Origin of the sequence: Vulcaniibacterium tengchongense, from assembly GCF_003814555.1 — a bacterium.
Lineage (GTDB): Bacteria > Pseudomonadota > Gammaproteobacteria > Xanthomonadales > Xanthomonadaceae > Vulcaniibacterium > Vulcaniibacterium tengchongense.
In genome coordinates this window covers 475,885-490,226 of sequence record NZ_RKQN01000003.1, presented here as the reverse complement: position 1 = coordinate 490,226, position 14,342 = coordinate 475,885, and the positions used below count along the sequence as shown (strand labels likewise).

The window sequence follows — 14,342 nt, the reverse complement described above, 5'->3', positions numbered from 1 at the left end:
TTCCGGCTTCCCGGACGGGCCTTGCGCCGTCAGGCCCGTTTTCGTCCGCCGGCATACACCGCCCGGGCCAGCCGCCCGCCCAGCCAGTAGCCCAGTTCGGCCGGATGGCCGATATCCCACAGCACGAAGTCCGCGCGCGCGCCGACGCGCAAGGCGCCGCGATCGGCCAGGCCGAGCGCGCGCGCCGCGTGCACGGTCGCGCCGCGCAGCGCTTCCTCGGGCGTGAGGCGGAAGTGCGTGCAGGCCAGTTGCATCGCCTGGCGCAGCGACAGCAGCGGCGAAGTGCCCGGATTGCAATCGGTGGCCACCGCCATCGCCACGCCGTGCGCGCGGAACGCGTCCAGCGGCGGCAGCTTGGTTTCGCGCAGCACGTGGAACGCGCCGGGCAGCAGCACCGCGACCGTGCCGCGCGCGGCCATCGCGCGCACGCCGGCGTCGCAGGTGTGCTCGACGTGGTCGGCCGACAGCCCGCCGAACTCGGCCGCGAGCGCCGCGCCGCCGAGGTCGCTGAGCTGGTCGGCGTGCAGTTTCACCGGCAGGCCGAGCGCGCGCGCGGCTCCGAACAGCCGGCGCGTCTGCGCCGGGCTGAAGCCGATGCCCTCGCAGAACGCGTCGACTGCATCGACCAGGCCCTCGGCGTGCAGGCGCGGCAGCCATTCGATCGCGGCGTCGACGTAGGCGTCGGCGCGGCCGGCGTACTCCGGCGGCAGCGCGTGCGCGGCCAGGCAGGTGGTGCGCACCCCGATGCCGAGCTCGACCCCGATGCGCCGCGCGACCCGCAGCATCTTGCGCTCGTTCTCGTAGTCCAGGCCGTAGCCGGACTTGATCTCCAGCGTGGTGGCGCCGTCGGCCAGCAACGCCTGCGCGCGCGGCAGCGACTGGCGCAGCAGCGCGTCCTCGTCGGCGGCGCGCACCGCGCGCACGGTGGACAGGATGCCGCCGCCGGCGCGGGCGATTTCCTCGTAGCTCGCGCCTTGCAGGCGCAGCTCGAACTCGCGCGCGCGCTCGCCGGCGAAGACCAGGTGGGTATGGCAATCGACCAGGCCGGGGGTGACCCAGCCGCCGTCGGTTTCGATCACTTCGCGCGCCAGCCGCGGCGGCGCGTCCGGCAGCGCCGCGCGCGGGCCGACGTAGGTCAGCACGCCGTCGCGCCAGCCCAGCGCGCCGTCGGCGACCTCGCCGTAGCCCTGCGCCCCGGCCAGCGTCGCCAGCGAGGCGCCGAGCAGCAGGCCGTCCCAGATCGGTGCGGAAGCGGTGGTCATGCGCGGATTGTAGCCAGTCGTGTCGTCGCGACCCGGAAGCGGCCGGTGCGGCCATCCTTCCTGTGCGCGGCGACGGCCCGTTCCGTTGGGACGGCCGCATGGCGGATCCCGCGTTGCATCCGCGGTGGCGGGGCTGGCAGGCGGCAGGCCGCCGCTCCGGCTTCGCCGGCCAAGGCGGTCGACGCGCGGGCGCCCTCGCATCGGCTCGCCGCGCGCGCGAGAATGCGCGCATGAAGACGCTGGATGCCGCGATGCTGTGGACCCCGGAAGGCTGGCGCGTCGACGCCGGATTGGCGGTCGACGAGCACGGCCGCATCGCCGCCCTGGAGCCGGCCGAGCCGACCGGCAGCGCGCGGTGGATGCTGCCGGGCGTCGCCAACCTGCATTCGCATGCGTTCCAGCGCGCGATGGCCGGGCTCGCCGAGCGCCAGACCCACGCCGAGGATTCGTTCTGGACCTGGCGCGAAGCGATGTACCGGGCGGCCGCGCGCTTCGATCCGGAGACGCTGCAGGCCGTCGCGGCGCAGCTGTACGCGGAGATGCTCGAGGCCGGCTACACCACGGTGTGCGAGTTCCACTACCTGCACCACGCACCGGACGGACGGCCCTACGCCGAGCCCGCCGCGATGTCGCTGGCGCTGGTCGCCGCCGCGCGCGAGGCCGGCATCCGCCTCACCCTGCTGCCGGTGCTGTACATGACCGGCGGCTTCGACGGACGGCCGTTGAGCGAACGCCAGCGCCGCTTCGGTCACGACGTCGACGCCTATCTGCGCTTGGTCGAGACGCTGTGCGGGCAGGTCGGCCCCGGGCTGCACGTGGGTTGCGCCCTGCACAGCCTGCGCGCGGTGCCGCCCGGGGCGATGCAGGCCGTGCTCGAGGCCTTGCCCGCGGCGACGCCGGTGCACATCCACATCGCCGAGCAGGTGGCCGAGGTGCAGGACTGCCTGGCCGTGCGCGGCGCGCGGCCGGTGGAGTGGCTGCTCGCCAACGCCGCGGTCGACGCGCGCTGGACGCTGGTCCATGCGACTCATCTGACCGAGGCGGAAACGCTGGCCCTCGCCCGCAGCGGCGTGACCGTGGCGATCTGCCCGACCACGGAGGCGAATCTCGGCGACGGGCTGTTCCCGCTGCGCGCCTACCTCGACGCCGGCGGGCGCTGGGGCATCGGCTCGGATTCGCACATCTCGGTCTCGCCGGTGGAGGAACTGCGCTGGCTGGAGTACGGCCAGCGCCTGCTGACGCGGCGGCGCAACGTCGCGGTGTCGGCGGCGGTGCCGAGCGTCGGCGAGACCTTGCTGCGCGGCGTCGCCGAGAGCGCGGCCCGGGCGAGCGGACACCGCATCGGCCGCTTCGCGCGGGGCGAATACGCCGACGCCGTGGTGCTGGACGCCGACGCCCCGCAGCTGTTCGGCCTGGGCGCGCAGGACGCGCTCGACCGCTGGATCTTCAGCGGCAACCGCAACCTGGTACGCGAGGTCTACGTCGGCGGGCGCCAGGTGGTGAAGGAAGGCCGCCACGTTGCCGCCGACGCGATCGCGGCGCGCTACCGGCAGGCGTTGGCGCGGCTCTGGGCGTAGGGCGGATCCGGATCCGCCGTGGCATCGCCCGGGCCGGATTCGAGCGGTCCTTCGCGGCGGAAGGAACGCGGACGAACCGCCCCGGGACGCGGCGCGGCGGCTCAAGCCGCGTTCGGTTCGCTGTCGAAGTGCAGGCCGCACTCGCGCTTGAGGCCGAAGAAGCGCGTGTCCTCCTCGTTCATGCCGGGCTCCAGCGGCCGCGTGGTGTGCACGTCGCCGATCGACACGTACCCCTGGTGCCACAGCGGGTGGTAGGGCAGGTCGTGGCGCTGCAGGTAGTCCCAGACGTCGCGGTCGCTCCAGTCGGCGATCGGGTGCAGCTTCCAGCGGCCGTCGCGCAGTTCGAGGAAGTCGATGCCGGCGCGGGTACGCGCCTGGCTGCGGCGCAGCCCGGCGATCCAGGTGCGCACGCCCAGTTCGCGCAGCGCGCGCTGCATCGGCTCGACCTTGCGCATCCTGTTGTAGCGCTCGATGCCCTCCACGCCGTTCTCCCACAGCCGGCCGAAGCGCGCTTCCATCCAGGCGATGCCGATCTGCGGGCGGTAGACCTTGAGGTTGAGCCGCAGCCGCTCGGTCAGTTCGTCGACGAAGCGGTAGGTTTCCGGGAACAGGTAGCCGGTGTCGACCAGGATCACCGGGATGTCCGCGCGCTGGCGCGTGACCAGGTGCAGCGACACGGCCGCCTGGGCGCCGAAGCTGGAGGAGAGCGCATGCTCGCCGGCGGCGTGCTCCAGCGCCCAGGCGACGCGTTCCTCGGCGCTGCGTTCGGCCAGCCAGGCGTTGAGCTCGGCCAGGGCGCGCGGCGATTCGGCGGCGGTGACGGGGTCGGGGAGGGCGCTCATGCGATGGCTCCAGCGGATGTTTCGTTGCGCAGTTGCAGGGGGATGGACGGTTTCGCCGCGACGATGCCGCTGCGCAGCAGGAAGTCGCCGAAGCCTTCATCGGCCCCGCGTTCGGCGGCGTAGCGGGCGAGCAGCGGATCGAGCGCGGCGAGGATCTCGGGCTCGGCCGCGTTTTCGCGATAGAGCGCGTTCAGGCGCTGGCCGCGGCGGTCGGCGCCGAGCATCAGGTTGTAGCGGCCCGGCGCCTTGCCGACGAGCGCGATCTCGCCCAGGTACGGGCGCGAGCAGCCGTTCGGGCAACCGCTGAGGCGCAGGTGGATGGGCGCGTCGAGCAGGCCGTGCTTCTCGAGCAGCGCCTCGAGCTTGCCGGCGAATTCGGGCAGGTAGCGCTCGGCCTCGGCCATCGCCAGGCCGCAGGTCGGCAGCGCCACGCAGGCCAACGCGTCGCGGCGCAGCGGGCTGGCGCGACGGTAGCCGTCCAGCCCGTATTCCGAGACGAGCGCATCGATGCGCTCGCGCAACGCGGTGGGCACGCCGGCGAGGGTGAGGTTCTGGTTCGCGGTCAGGCGGAACTCGGCGCCGGGCGCCCCGGCGTCGAGGACGCGCGCGATCTCGCGCAGGCCGCTCAGGTGCGCCGCGCCGTCGCGGTCCCGGATGCGCCCGGCCTGGATCAGCAAGGTCAGGTGCCAGCGCCCGTCCTCGCCCCCGACCCAGCCGAAACGGTCGCCGTTGTGGACGAACGCGAATGGCCGCGCCGGCGCGAGCGCGAACCCGGCGCGGCGTTCGACCTCGGCCTGGAACCAGTCCAGGCCACGGTCGTCGATGGTGTACTTCAGCCGCGCGCGCTTGCGCAGCGCGCGGTTGCCGAAGTCGCGCTGGGCGGTGACCACGGCGTCCGCCACGGCGGTCAGCTGCTGCGGGGTGACGAAGCCGATCACGTCGCCCAGGCGCGGGTAGGTCTCCGGGTCGCCGTGGGTCGCGCCCATGCCGCCGCCGACGGTCACGTCGTAACCGCGCAGTTCGCCGTCCTCGACGATGGCGACGAAGCCCAGGTCCTGGGCGAACACGTCGACGTCGTTGTACGGCGGGACCGCGAAGCCGATCTTGAACTTGCGCGGCAGGTAGGCGGCGCCGTAGATCGGCTCGTCCTCGCTGCCGCTGCCGGCGACGCGCTCCTCGTCCAGCCAGATCTCGTGGTAGGCGCGGGTGTTCGGCAGCAGGTGCTCGGACAGCGCCGCCGCCTGCGCCCACACCTGCGCGTGCAGCGCGGACTGCTGCGGGTTCGCCGCCACGGCGACGTTGCGGTTGACGTCGCCGCAGGCCGCGAGCGTGTCGATCAGCGCGGCGTTGATCGCCTGCATGGTCGCCTTCAGCTCGCGCTTGATCACGCCGTGGAACTGGAACGCCTGGCGCGTGGTGATGCGCAGGCCGCGTTCGGCGTAGGTGGTCGCGATGGCGTCCAGCTGCAGCCACTGCTTCGGCGTGACCACGCCGCCCGGGGTGCGGGTGCGGATCATGAACTGGTAGGCCGGCTCGAGCTTCTGCAGGCGGCGCTCCTCGCGCAGGTCGCGGTCGTCCTGCTGGTAGCTGCCGTGGTACTTGATCAGGGTCTGGTCGTCCTCGGCCAGCGCGCCGGTGACCGGGTCGGCGAGCGAGGCCAGCAGCGTGCCGCGCAGGCGCGCGCTGTCGCGCTTGATGTCCTCGACCGAATGCGCGCTCATGCCGGGGCTCCCGCTCATCAGTACACGTCCCGGGCGTAGCGGCCCTGCTGCTGCAGGGCGTTGAGGTAGCCCTCGGCGTCCTCGGCGGACTTGCCGCCGTGCGCGGCGACGATCTCGCGCAGCGCCGCGTGCACGTCCTTGGCCATGCGCGCGGCGTCGCCGCACACGTACAGGTGGGCGCCGTCCTCCAGCCAGTCGAACAGCTCGCGGCCGCGGTCGCGCAGCCGGTCCTGCACGTAGACCTTGTGCGCCTGGTCGCGCGAGAACGCGAGGTCGAGCCGGTGCAGGCGGCCGTCCTTCAGCGCCTGCTGCCACTCAACCTGGTAGAGGAAATCGGTGCGGAAATGCGGGTTGCCGAACAGCAGCCAGTTGCGGCCGCGCGCGCCGACGGCGGCGCGCTCCTGGACGAAGCCGCGGAACGGCGCGACGCCGGTGCCGGGGCCGATCATGATCACGTCGCGGCCGCCGTCGGCGGGCAGGCGGAAACGTTCGTTCGGCTCGACGTACACGCGCAGCCGCGCGCCTTCCGCGCTGGCGGCGAGCAGGTGCGAGGCCGCGCCCCAGCGCCGGCCGTGCGCGTTCACGTACTCGAGATGGGCGACGGTCAGGTGCGCTTCGTCGCCGACGTGCTTGCGGCTGGAGGCGATCGAATACAGCCGCGGCGTCAGCGGGCGCAGCGCGGCCACCAGTTCCTCCGCGCTCCACGCGGCCGGATGGCGCAACAGCAGGTCGAGCACCTGGGCCTCGCCCAGCAGCCGCGCCAGGTCCGCCTGGCGATCCGGGGCGAGCAGCCGGTTCAGTTCGTCGCTGCGCGCGTGCGCCGCGTGCCGGGCGACGAACGGCCGCGCCAGCCGGGTCAGCTCGCGCTTCTCGCCGAGCCACTGCCGCAGCGGCAGGGCCTCGCCGCCGTGCTCGACCATGGCCCCGCCGTCGAGTCGCAGCGCCTCCAGCACGGCCTGCACCAATGCCGGCGGATTCGCCGGCCACACGCCGAGCGCGTCGCCGGGTTCGTAGTGCAGGCCGGAGCCCTCCAGCGACAGTTCGATGTGGCGGATGTCCTTGGCGCTGCCGCGGCCGGTGATGCGCTGGTTGAGCAGCAGCTCGGCCGCGAAGGGCGCCTCGCGGCCGTGCGCCGGCGCCGCCGGCAGCGGCCGCAGCGGCGTGACGGTAGCCAGCGGCGCCGCCGGCTTCAGCGCTTCCTTGGCCTTGGCCAGCGCCTGCTCGAGCCAGGGCGCGGCGACGCTGTCGATGTCGAGGTCGGCGTCGGCGCGCGCCAGCAGGCGGGTCGCGCCCAGCTCGGCCAGGCGTTCGTCGAGCTTGCGCCCGGCCGCGCAGAACTGCGGGTAGCTGGAATCGCCGAGCCCGAGCACCGCGTAGCGCAGCTGCTTCAGCTCGGGTGCGCGCTTGCCGGAGAGGAATTCGACGAAGCCGCGGGCGTCGTCCGGCGGGTCGCCGTCGCCCTGGGTGCTGATCACCAGGCACAGCGCGCGCTCGTCCTTCAGTTCGCGCAGCGGGTAGGCATCGGCGCGCAGCAGCCGCACCGCGAGGCCGGCCGCTTCGCCCTGCGCGGCCAGGCGCTCGGCCACGCGCTTGGCGTTGCCGGTCTGGCTGCCGTAGACGACGGTGAGGCGCGCGCCGGGCATGGGCTCGGCCGCGCCGGTGGGCGCGACGGCGGCCGGTACCGCGCCGCGGCTGGCCAGGCCGGCGGCGTAGCCGGACAGCCACCACAGCGCGTGCGCGTCCAGGCCGTCGGTGACGCGGGCGAGCGCGGCCAGCCGGTCCTCGCTGAGCGGCGTGGCGAGAGCGGCGGGAACGGACATGGGCGGCGGACCGGGCGACGGGAATGCTCGCAGGCTAGGCCCCCGCGGCGCCCGCCGGAAAGGAATCTCGGTTATGCGCACATACCGGGGGCTTATTTCCGGGCGACGGTGCCGCCGCCCATACAATGCGGCGGACCGCGCCGCCCCGGCGCCCGGAGCTGCCGCCGCCGATGTCCGCCCCCGCCGCCCCGCTCCGCCACGAACCGCGTCCCGGGCGGAGCCATCTCGACCGCCTCGAGGCCGAGAGCCTGCACGTCCTGCGCGAGGTCGCGGCCGAGTTCCGCAATCCGGTGCTGCTGTACTCGGTGGGCAAGGACAGTTCGGTGCTGCTGCACCTGCTGCTCAAGGCGTTCTACCCGGCCAAGCCGCCGATCCCGCTGCTGCACGTCGACACCGGCTGGAAGTTCCGCGAGATGATCGCCTTCCGCGACCGCCGCGCCGCCGAGACCGGCGTGACCCTGCACGTGCACACCAACCCGGAAGGCTTGGCGCAGGGCATCAACCCGATCGACCACGGCGCCGCGGTGCATACCGACGTGATGAAGACCCAGGCGCTGAAGCAGGCGCTGGACCGGTTCGGCTTCGACGCCGCGATCGGCGGCGCCCGCCGCGACGAGGAGAAGTCGCGTGCCAAGGAACGGATCTTCTCCTTCCGCAACGAGCGGCATCGCTGGGACCCGAAGAACCAGCGCCCCGAGCTGTGGAACCTGTACAACGCCCGCATCCGCAAGGGCGAGAGCGTGCGCGTGTTCCCGCTGTCGAACTGGACCGAGCTCGACGTGTGGCTCTACATCTACCGCGAGCGCATCCCGGTGCCCCCGCTGTACTTCGCCGCGCCGCGGCCGGTGGTGGAGCGCGACGGCGCGCTGATCATGGTCGACGACGACCGCCTGCCGCTGCGTCCCGGCGAGATCCCGGCGCTCAAGTCGGTGCGTTTCCGCACGCTCGGCTGCTATCCGCTGACCGGGGCGGTCGAGTCGCAGGCGGACACGCTGGAGAAGATCATCGCCGAGATGCTGGTGGCCACCACCTCCGAACGCCAGGGCCGGGTGATCGACCACGACCCGTCGGCGTCGATGGAGAAGAAGAAGCAGGAGGGCTACTTCTGATGGGCCGCCCGCCGGACATCGACGTCGCCGCCTACCTGCGCCGGCACGAAAGCCGCGACCTGCTGCGCTTCATCGCCTGCGGCAGCGTGGACGACGGCAAGAGCACGCTGATCGGCCGCCTGCTGTACGAGACCCGCGCGCTGTTCGAAGACCAACTCGCCGCGCTGGAGGCCGACAGCCGCCGCCACGGCACCCAGGACGGGGAGATCGACTACGCGCTGCTGCTGGACGGCCTTTCGGCCGAGCGCGAGCAGGGCATCACCATCGACGTCGCCTACCGCTACTTCGGCACCGAGCGGCGCCGCTTCGTCGTCGCCGACTGCCCGGGCCACGAGCAGTACACCCGCAACATGGCCACGGGGGCGTCCAACGCCGACTTGGCCGTGGTGCTGGTCGACGCGCGCAAGGGCCTGCTGCCGCAGACCCGCCGGCACAGCTACATCGTCTCGCTGCTCGGCATCCGCCACGTGCTGCTGGCGGTGAACAAGATGGACCTGGTCGGCTACGACCGCGCGGCGTTCGAGGCGATCGCCGAGGGCTACCGCGCGCTCGCCGCGCAGCTGGGCGTTCCCCAGGTGCAGGCGGTGCCGCTGTCGGCGCTGCGCGGCGACAACCTGCTGCGGCGCTCGCCGGCGATGCCGTGGTACCGGGGGCCGAGCGTGCTCGAGCATCTGGAGACGGTCGGGATCGCGCGCGCGGACCGCGACCTCGGCTTCCGCATGCCGGTGCAATGGGTGAACCGGCCGAACCAGGACTTCCGCGGTTTCGCCGGCACCGTCGCCGCCGGCGAGGTGCGCCCGGGCGACGAAATCGTGGCGCTGCCGTCCGGGCGGCGTTCGCGCGTCGCGCGCGTCGTCACCGCCGACGGCGACCTCGCCGTGGCCGGCGAGGGCCAAGCGATCACCCTCACCCTGGCCGACGAGCTCGACATCAGCCGCGGCGACGTGATCGCCGACGCCAGGCGCCCGCCGCAGGTCGCCGACCAGTTCGCCGCGCACCTGCTGTGGATGGGCGAGCAGGCCCTGCTGCCCGGCCGGCCCTACTGGCTGAAGATCGGCACGCGCACGGTCGGCGCCAGCGTCACCGAGATCAAGCACAAGATCGACGTGAACACGCAGGAGCCGCTGCCGGCCAAGCGCCTGGCGTTGAACGAGGTCGGCTACTGCAACCTCTACCTCGACCAGCCGGTGCCGTTCGAGGCCTATGCCGACGACCGCACGCTCGGCGGCTTCATCCTGATCGACCGCCAGAGCAACGCCACCGTCGCCGCGGGCACGCTCGACTTCGCCCTGCGCCGCGCCGGCAACATCCATTGGCAGCACCTGGACGTGGACAAGGCGGCGCGCGCGCGGATCAAGGGCCAGCAGCCGCGCTGCCTGTGGTTCACCGGCCTGTCGGGCTCGGGCAAGTCGACCATCGCCAACCTGGTGGAGAAGCGCCTGCACGCGATGGGTTACCACACCTTCATCCTCGACGGCGACAACGTCCGCCACGGCCTCAACAAGGACCTGGGCTTCACCGCCGAGGACCGGGTCGAGAACATCCGCCGCGTCGCCGAGGTCGCCAGGCTGATGACCGACGCCGGGCTGATCGTGCTGGTCAGCTTCATCTCGCCGTTCCGCGCCGAACGGCGCATGGCGCGCGAGCTGTTCGCGGACGGCGAGTTCCTCGAGGTGTTCGTCGACACGCCGCTGGAAGTCGCCGAACGGCGCGACGTCAAGGGCCTGTACGCCAAGGCGCGCGCCGGCCAGCTGCGCAACTTCACCGGCATCGATTCGCCCTACGAGGCGCCGGAAGCGCCCGAGCTGCGCCTGGACACGGTCGCCGAATCGGCCGAGGCGCTGGCGCAGAAGGTGATCGACCACCTGCTGGACTGAAGGCGCTTGCGGCGCCGCGCCGGGGCCGCCTTCGCGCGGATCCGGTGGTCCGGGCGCAGCGACGGGGCGCGCCCGTCCTGCTCTCCACGGCACCGGGCGACGTGGTCCTGCCGTGCGCGGCGGTGCGGCTTTCCGCGAGCGGCAGATCCCGCGGCGCAGGCCCGCAGGGCGGCCTTGCCTGCCTCCGGCGAACGAGCCCCGCGCCGCGCTCGCGGCGGCGTCCGGACTGACGGCCGATGCCGTGCGGCGGACCGGGGCGCCCTGCACACCGATCCGCAAACGAAGAACCCCGGCCGAAGCCGGGGTCCGCGAAGCCTTGCCGTCAAACCGCCGGCTTGGCGGTCTTCTTGCGGATCAGTTCGTACACGAACAGCAGCGCGATCGCGCACAGGATCGAGATCACGAAGCCGATGAAGCCGCCGCCGGCGTAGACCAGGCTGCCGAGCCAGGCGCCGGCGATGCCGAGCAGGATGGTCAGGATCCAGCCCATCGGGTCCGCGCCGGGCTTGAAGAAGCGTGCCAGTACGCCGATGACCGCGCCGATGATGATCGTGTAGACGATGCTGCCCATAGCTCCTCCGTAAGACGGGATGGTGGGTGACGCGAGCGCATCCTACCCCGTCCTGCCGGCGGCGAGGCAAGGCCGGCCGCCGGCGCGGGCACGCGGCGCGCGGCGCCGGCGTCCGGCACCCGGCGCGGCCTGCCGCTGCTCGCTCGTCGCGCGAAGGCCGGGCCGCGGCGCTTCGGCCCCGCCCGGAGCCGACGCGCGCCGCCGCGAAGGCGCGACGCTCCGGGCGGCGAGTCGAACGAGCCGGGTGCGGCCTCGCCGCTGGAACCCGGGGCCAGCGGCGCGCTCCGCCCGCTGCGCGGCGAACGCGCGCCCGCTCAGCAGCAGCCGTGCGCGCCGTGGCGCTCGCCGCTGTCCGGCGCCACCGCCGCGCCGCGGGTCTCGCCGCGCCGGCTGGCATGGTGGTGCTCGGCGACCACCCGCGCGACGCAGGCGGTGACCCGCTTGCCCATCGGGATGTGCAGGAACTCGTTCGGCCCATGGGCGTTCGAATGCGGGCCGAGCACGCCGGTGATCATGAACTGCGCGCCGGGGAACTTCTCGCCGAGCATGCCCATGAACGGAATCGAGCCGCCTTCGCCCATGTACATCGCCGGGCGGCCGAAGGACTCGCGGCTGGCGGCGTCGATCGCCCGGGTCAGCCAGGGCGACTGCGCCGGCGCGTTCCAGCCGGTCGAGGCCTTCTCCAGGTCCAGCGTCACGTGCGCGCCGTTCGGCGGGTCGCGCAACAGGGCTTCCTTCAGCAGCTCGCCGGCGCGCTTGCCGTCGAGCGTCGGCGGCAAGCGCAGCGACAGCTTCACCGAGGTGTGGGGCCGCAGTACGTTGCCGGCGGAGGCCAGCGGCGGCAGGCCGTCGGCGCCGGTCACCGACAGCGCCGGGCGCCAGGTGCGGTTGAGCACCAGCTCGGCCAGGTCCTCCGCGGCCGCATCGTTGAACATCGGCCGCATGCCCGGCAGCAGCGGGAACTTGTCGTAGACCGCCGTGCCCAGCACCTGCGCCGCCTGGCGCGCCTGCTCCAGGCGTTCGGCCGGCACGTCCACGTGCAGGCCGTCGAGCAGGATGCGGCCGGTGTTCTCGTCCTCGATCCGCGACAGCAACTGCCGCAGCAGGCGGAAGCTGGACGGCACGATGCCCGAGGCGTCGCCCGAATGCACGCCCTCGCTCAGCACCTTCACCGTGAGATTGCCGCCGGCCAGGCCGCGCAGCGACGTGGTGCACCACAGCTGCTCGTAGTTGCCGCAGCCCGAATCCAGGCACACCACCAGCGAAGGCTTGCCGATCCGCCCGGCCAGGTGGTCGACGTAGGCGGGCAGGTCGTAGCTGCCGGACTCCTCGCAGGCCTCGATCAGGACCACGCAGCGCGCGTGCGGCAGCTTCTGCTCCTGCAGCGCCAGGATCGCGGCGAGCGAGCCGAAGATCGCGTAGCCGTCGTCGGCGCCGCCGCGGCCGAACAGCTTGTCGCCCTTGAGCACCGGCGTCCACGGGCCGAGGCCCTCGTCCCAGCCGGTCATCTCCGGCTGCTTGTCGAGGTGGCCGTACAGCAGCACGCAATCCTCGTCGCTGCCGCCGTTCGCCGCCGGGATCTCGATGAAGATCAGCGGCGTGCGGCCCTCCAGGCGCACCACCTCGACCTGCATGCCCGGGATCGGCTGCTGGCGCGCCCACGCCTCCATCAGCCGCACCGCATCGTCCATGTAGCCGTGCGCCACCCAGTCGGCGTCGAACATCGGCGACTTGTTCGGGATGCGGATGTATTCGACGAGCTGCGGGACGATGTCGTCGTCCCACTTCTCGCCGACGTAGCGATCGATCTTCTGGGCATCCATGGGCAGGGCCTCGGAACGGAACGGGGGAAGGCGCCAGTTTACGCCTGCGCCCGCGGATAGGACTTTTCCTACCTTGCGCTGCGGCGCGGGCCGGGGCCTCGGCGGCGTTCGCGGCGATGGGCCGCGCCGGCGCGATGGGCAGACTTTTCTCCGCCGGCGCCGCCGCCGCGAAGCCGCGGAACGCCGGCCGGAACGGAATCCCACTCACGGAGTTCAAGCCATGAAGACTGCTCTCGCTCTCGCCGCCAAGTCCGTGTTGCTGTCGCTGCTGCTGGCCGGGTCCGCCGCCGCGGCGGAAAAGGTCAACATCAACACCGCGGACGCGGCCACCATCGATCGCGTGCTGCTCAACGTCGGGCCGTCCAAGGCCGAGGCCATCGTCGCCTACCGCAAGGCCAACGGCCCGTTCAAGAGCCCCGAACAGCTGGCCCTGGTCAAGGGCATCGGGCTGAGGACGGTGGAGAAGAACCGCGACCGGATCGTGGTCGGCGGCGCCGCGCCGGCGGCCAAGCCTGCGGCGCGCCCCACCGCAGCCACCGCCACCGCCAAGCGCTGAGGCGTGATGCCGGCGCCCACGGATGCGGCGCCGACGAAGGTCGGGCAGGACGCCCGATGGGACACGGGGGGTCCCGGACAGGGAGGTCGAGCCGCCCGCATCGCGGAAGGACCCGCGGTGCGGCGGCGCTTTTGCGAACGCCCGCGTGCCGGGCGGACGGCGCGGTGAAGAACGCGAAGCCGAACCCGGCTGGAATCCGCGGCACGACGCATCGCGGCGGCCGGCCGAGGTCCGCTCCGTGCGTTCGCGTCCGCCGTGTACGGGCGAGGGCCCCCACCGTCGCTTCCTGAGCTTTTCGCCGGACGACCAGGCAGCCGAGCCGGTTCGCGCCGGTGGTGTCCGGCGCCGGGCGCGCGCCGACGCGGGCGCGCGCGAGCGGACGATGGCGCTCCGCTGCCGGGCGCGCGTTGCGGCACCGCTAGACTGGTCGCCTGCGACACAGGAGCGATGCGATGCCGTCCGATGCCCGCCCGCGCGCGTGGGTGATCCCCGCCAACGAATATCGCCGCGAGCGCTGGCGCAACCGGCTCGGCTGGACGCGGGAGATCCACGCCGGCACGCTGGCGTCCGCCGCCGCCCCGGTGCCGGCCGCGCAGGGCGCGTCCGCCGCTGCCGCGGACCCCGCTCCGGATGCCGCGCCGCCGCCGTGGGACTGGCGCCTGTCGATCGCCGAGATCGAGCGCGATGCGGCGTTCTCGTGCTTTCCCGGGGTCGACCGCGAACTGGTGCTGCTCTCCGGCAACGGCCTGCGCCTGCGCTTCGCCGACGGCGAAGTGCGCGAACTGCATCCGCCGCACCAGCGCGCGCGCTTCGCCGGCGAGCGCGCCGTGACCGGCGAACTGCTCGACGGCCCCACCCACGACTTCAACCTGATGTGGCGGCGCGACCGCGTGCGCGCCACGCTCTGGCACCGGCCCCTGGTCGGGCCGATGGTGATCTTCGTCGAGCCGGGCACCCGCTGGGCCGCGCACCTGCTCGCCGGACAGGCGCGTTTCGACGACGCCTCCGGCTTGCCGGCGTTGGCCGCCGGCGACACCGCGATCCTGTGTGCCGGCGAGGAACGCCTGCGGCACCTGCTCGACGGCGGCGGCGAACTGCTGCTGGTCCGGATCGAGCCGCGGGCATGATCCGATGCGGCGAGGCGGCGGGCGGGATACAGGCGCACCGCCGCGCGCCGCGGTGAC

Annotated in this window: 11 protein-coding genes; 5 read left to right on the top strand and 6 right to left on the bottom strand. The window is 73.2% G+C overall.

Going from position 1 to position 14,342, the window contains the following annotated elements:
* Window positions 1–29 precede the first annotated feature (29 nt).
* On the bottom strand, window positions 30–1,262 hold the full coding sequence (hutI, locus tag EDC50_RS12700; RefSeq protein WP_123770845.1) for an imidazolonepropionase: 1,233 nt from the start codon (window positions 1,260–1,262) through the stop codon (window positions 30–32).
* Window positions 1,263–1,492: 230 nt separating this feature from the next.
* Here hutI and EDC50_RS12695 point away from each other — a divergent pair, with 230 nt between their 5' ends.
* Window positions 1,493–2,839 (top strand): formimidoylglutamate deiminase, encoded by a 1,347-nt coding sequence (locus EDC50_RS12695; protein WP_123770844.1) that lies wholly within the window; start codon window positions 1,493–1,495, stop codon window positions 2,837–2,839.
* A 101-nt stretch (window positions 2,840–2,940) separates the two neighbouring features.
* On the opposite strand, the gene EDC50_RS12690 is transcribed toward EDC50_RS12695, so the two are convergent.
* From EDC50_RS12690 to EDC50_RS12680, 3 genes are read right to left on the bottom strand one after another with little or no spacing between them, the layout of a single operon-like run.
* Complete coding sequence (locus EDC50_RS12690) at window positions 2,941–3,681, bottom strand: phosphoadenylyl-sulfate reductase (RefSeq protein ID WP_123770843.1); 741 nt, start codon at window positions 3,679–3,681, stop codon at window positions 2,941–2,943.
* A complete protein-coding gene (gene cysI, locus EDC50_RS12685) occupies window positions 3,678–5,402 on the bottom strand; it encodes an assimilatory sulfite reductase (NADPH) hemoprotein subunit (RefSeq protein ID WP_123770842.1) in 1,725 nt (574 codons plus the stop codon). The genes EDC50_RS12690 and cysI overlap by 4 nt, the downstream gene beginning before the upstream one ends.
* 17 nt (window positions 5,403–5,419) lie before the next feature.
* The gene (locus EDC50_RS12680; protein ID WP_123770841.1) at window positions 5,420–7,222 is read right to left on the bottom strand and encodes an assimilatory sulfite reductase (NADPH) flavoprotein subunit; all 1,803 of its coding nucleotides are present in this window, start codon (window positions 7,220–7,222) and stop codon (window positions 5,420–5,422) included.
* A gap of 170 nt (window positions 7,223–7,392) precedes the next feature.
* Here EDC50_RS12680 and cysD point away from each other — a divergent pair, with 170 nt between their 5' ends.
* Both cysD and cysN read left to right on the top strand, forming a co-directional pair.
* A complete protein-coding gene (gene cysD, locus EDC50_RS12675) occupies window positions 7,393–8,331 on the top strand; it encodes a sulfate adenylyltransferase subunit CysD (protein WP_123770840.1) in 939 nt (312 codons plus the stop codon).
* A complete protein-coding gene (gene cysN / locus EDC50_RS12670) occupies window positions 8,331–10,208 on the top strand; it encodes a sulfate adenylyltransferase subunit CysN (protein WP_123770839.1) in 1,878 nt (625 codons plus the stop codon). Before cysD ends, cysN begins: the two co-directional genes overlap by 1 nt.
* 322 nt (window positions 10,209–10,530) lie before the next feature.
* Here cysN and EDC50_RS12665 read toward each other — a convergent pair whose 3' ends face one another.
* On the bottom strand, window positions 10,531–10,779 hold the full coding sequence (locus EDC50_RS12665; protein WP_123770838.1) for a GlsB/YeaQ/YmgE family stress response membrane protein: 249 nt from the start codon (window positions 10,777–10,779) through the stop codon (window positions 10,531–10,533).
* Between the two features lie 314 nt (window positions 10,780–11,093).
* Window positions 11,094–12,602 (bottom strand): M20 family metallopeptidase, encoded by a 1,509-nt coding sequence (locus EDC50_RS12660; RefSeq protein ID WP_123770837.1) that lies wholly within the window; start codon window positions 12,600–12,602, stop codon window positions 11,094–11,096.
* A gap of 220 nt (window positions 12,603–12,822) precedes the next feature.
* Between EDC50_RS12660 and EDC50_RS12655 the strand changes: the two genes are divergently transcribed.
* Both EDC50_RS12655 and EDC50_RS12650 read left to right on the top strand, forming a co-directional pair.
* On the top strand, window positions 12,823–13,158 hold the full coding sequence (locus EDC50_RS12655; protein WP_123770836.1) for a ComEA family DNA-binding protein: 336 nt from the start codon (window positions 12,823–12,825) through the stop codon (window positions 13,156–13,158).
* Window positions 13,159–13,610: 452 nt separating this feature from the next.
* Window positions 13,611–14,285, top strand: a complete 675-nt coding sequence (locus EDC50_RS12650) for a HutD/Ves family protein (RefSeq protein WP_123770835.1) — start codon at window positions 13,611–13,613, stop codon at window positions 14,283–14,285.
* Window positions 14,286–14,342: the final 57 nt, after the last annotated feature.

What these genes read in the sequence shown, in the direction of transcription:
- hutI (WP_123770845.1), bottom strand. Translation starts at nt 1,262, where the DNA reads ATGACCACCGCTTCCGCACCGATCTGGGACGGCCTGCTGCTCGGCGCC.
- EDC50_RS12695 (WP_123770844.1), top strand. Translation starts at nt 1,493, where the DNA reads ATGAAGACGCTGGATGCCGCGATGCTGTGGACCCCGGAAGGCTGGCGC.
- EDC50_RS12690 (WP_123770843.1), bottom strand. Translation starts at nt 3,681, where the DNA reads ATGAGCGCCCTCCCCGACCCCGTCACCGCCGCCGAATCGCCGCGCGCC.
- cysI (WP_123770842.1), bottom strand. Translation starts at nt 5,402, where the DNA reads ATGAGCGCGCATTCGGTCGAGGACATCAAGCGCGACAGCGCGCGCCTG.
- EDC50_RS12680 (WP_123770841.1), bottom strand. Translation starts at nt 7,222, where the DNA reads ATGTCCGTTCCCGCCGCTCTCGCCACGCCGCTCAGCGAGGACCGGCTG.
- cysD (WP_123770840.1), top strand. Translation starts at nt 7,393, where the DNA reads ATGTCCGCCCCCGCCGCCCCGCTCCGCCACGAACCGCGTCCCGGGCGG.
- cysN (WP_123770839.1), top strand. Translation starts at nt 8,331, where the DNA reads ATGGGCCGCCCGCCGGACATCGACGTCGCCGCCTACCTGCGCCGGCAC.
- EDC50_RS12665 (WP_123770838.1), bottom strand. Translation starts at nt 10,779, where the DNA reads ATGGGCAGCATCGTCTACACGATCATCATCGGCGCGGTCATCGGCGTA.
- EDC50_RS12660 (WP_123770837.1), bottom strand. Translation starts at nt 12,602, where the DNA reads ATGGATGCCCAGAAGATCGATCGCTACGTCGGCGAGAAGTGGGACGAC.
- EDC50_RS12655 (WP_123770836.1), top strand. Translation starts at nt 12,823, where the DNA reads ATGAAGACTGCTCTCGCTCTCGCCGCCAAGTCCGTGTTGCTGTCGCTG.
- EDC50_RS12650 (WP_123770835.1), top strand. Translation starts at nt 13,611, where the DNA reads ATGCCGTCCGATGCCCGCCCGCGCGCGTGGGTGATCCCCGCCAACGAA.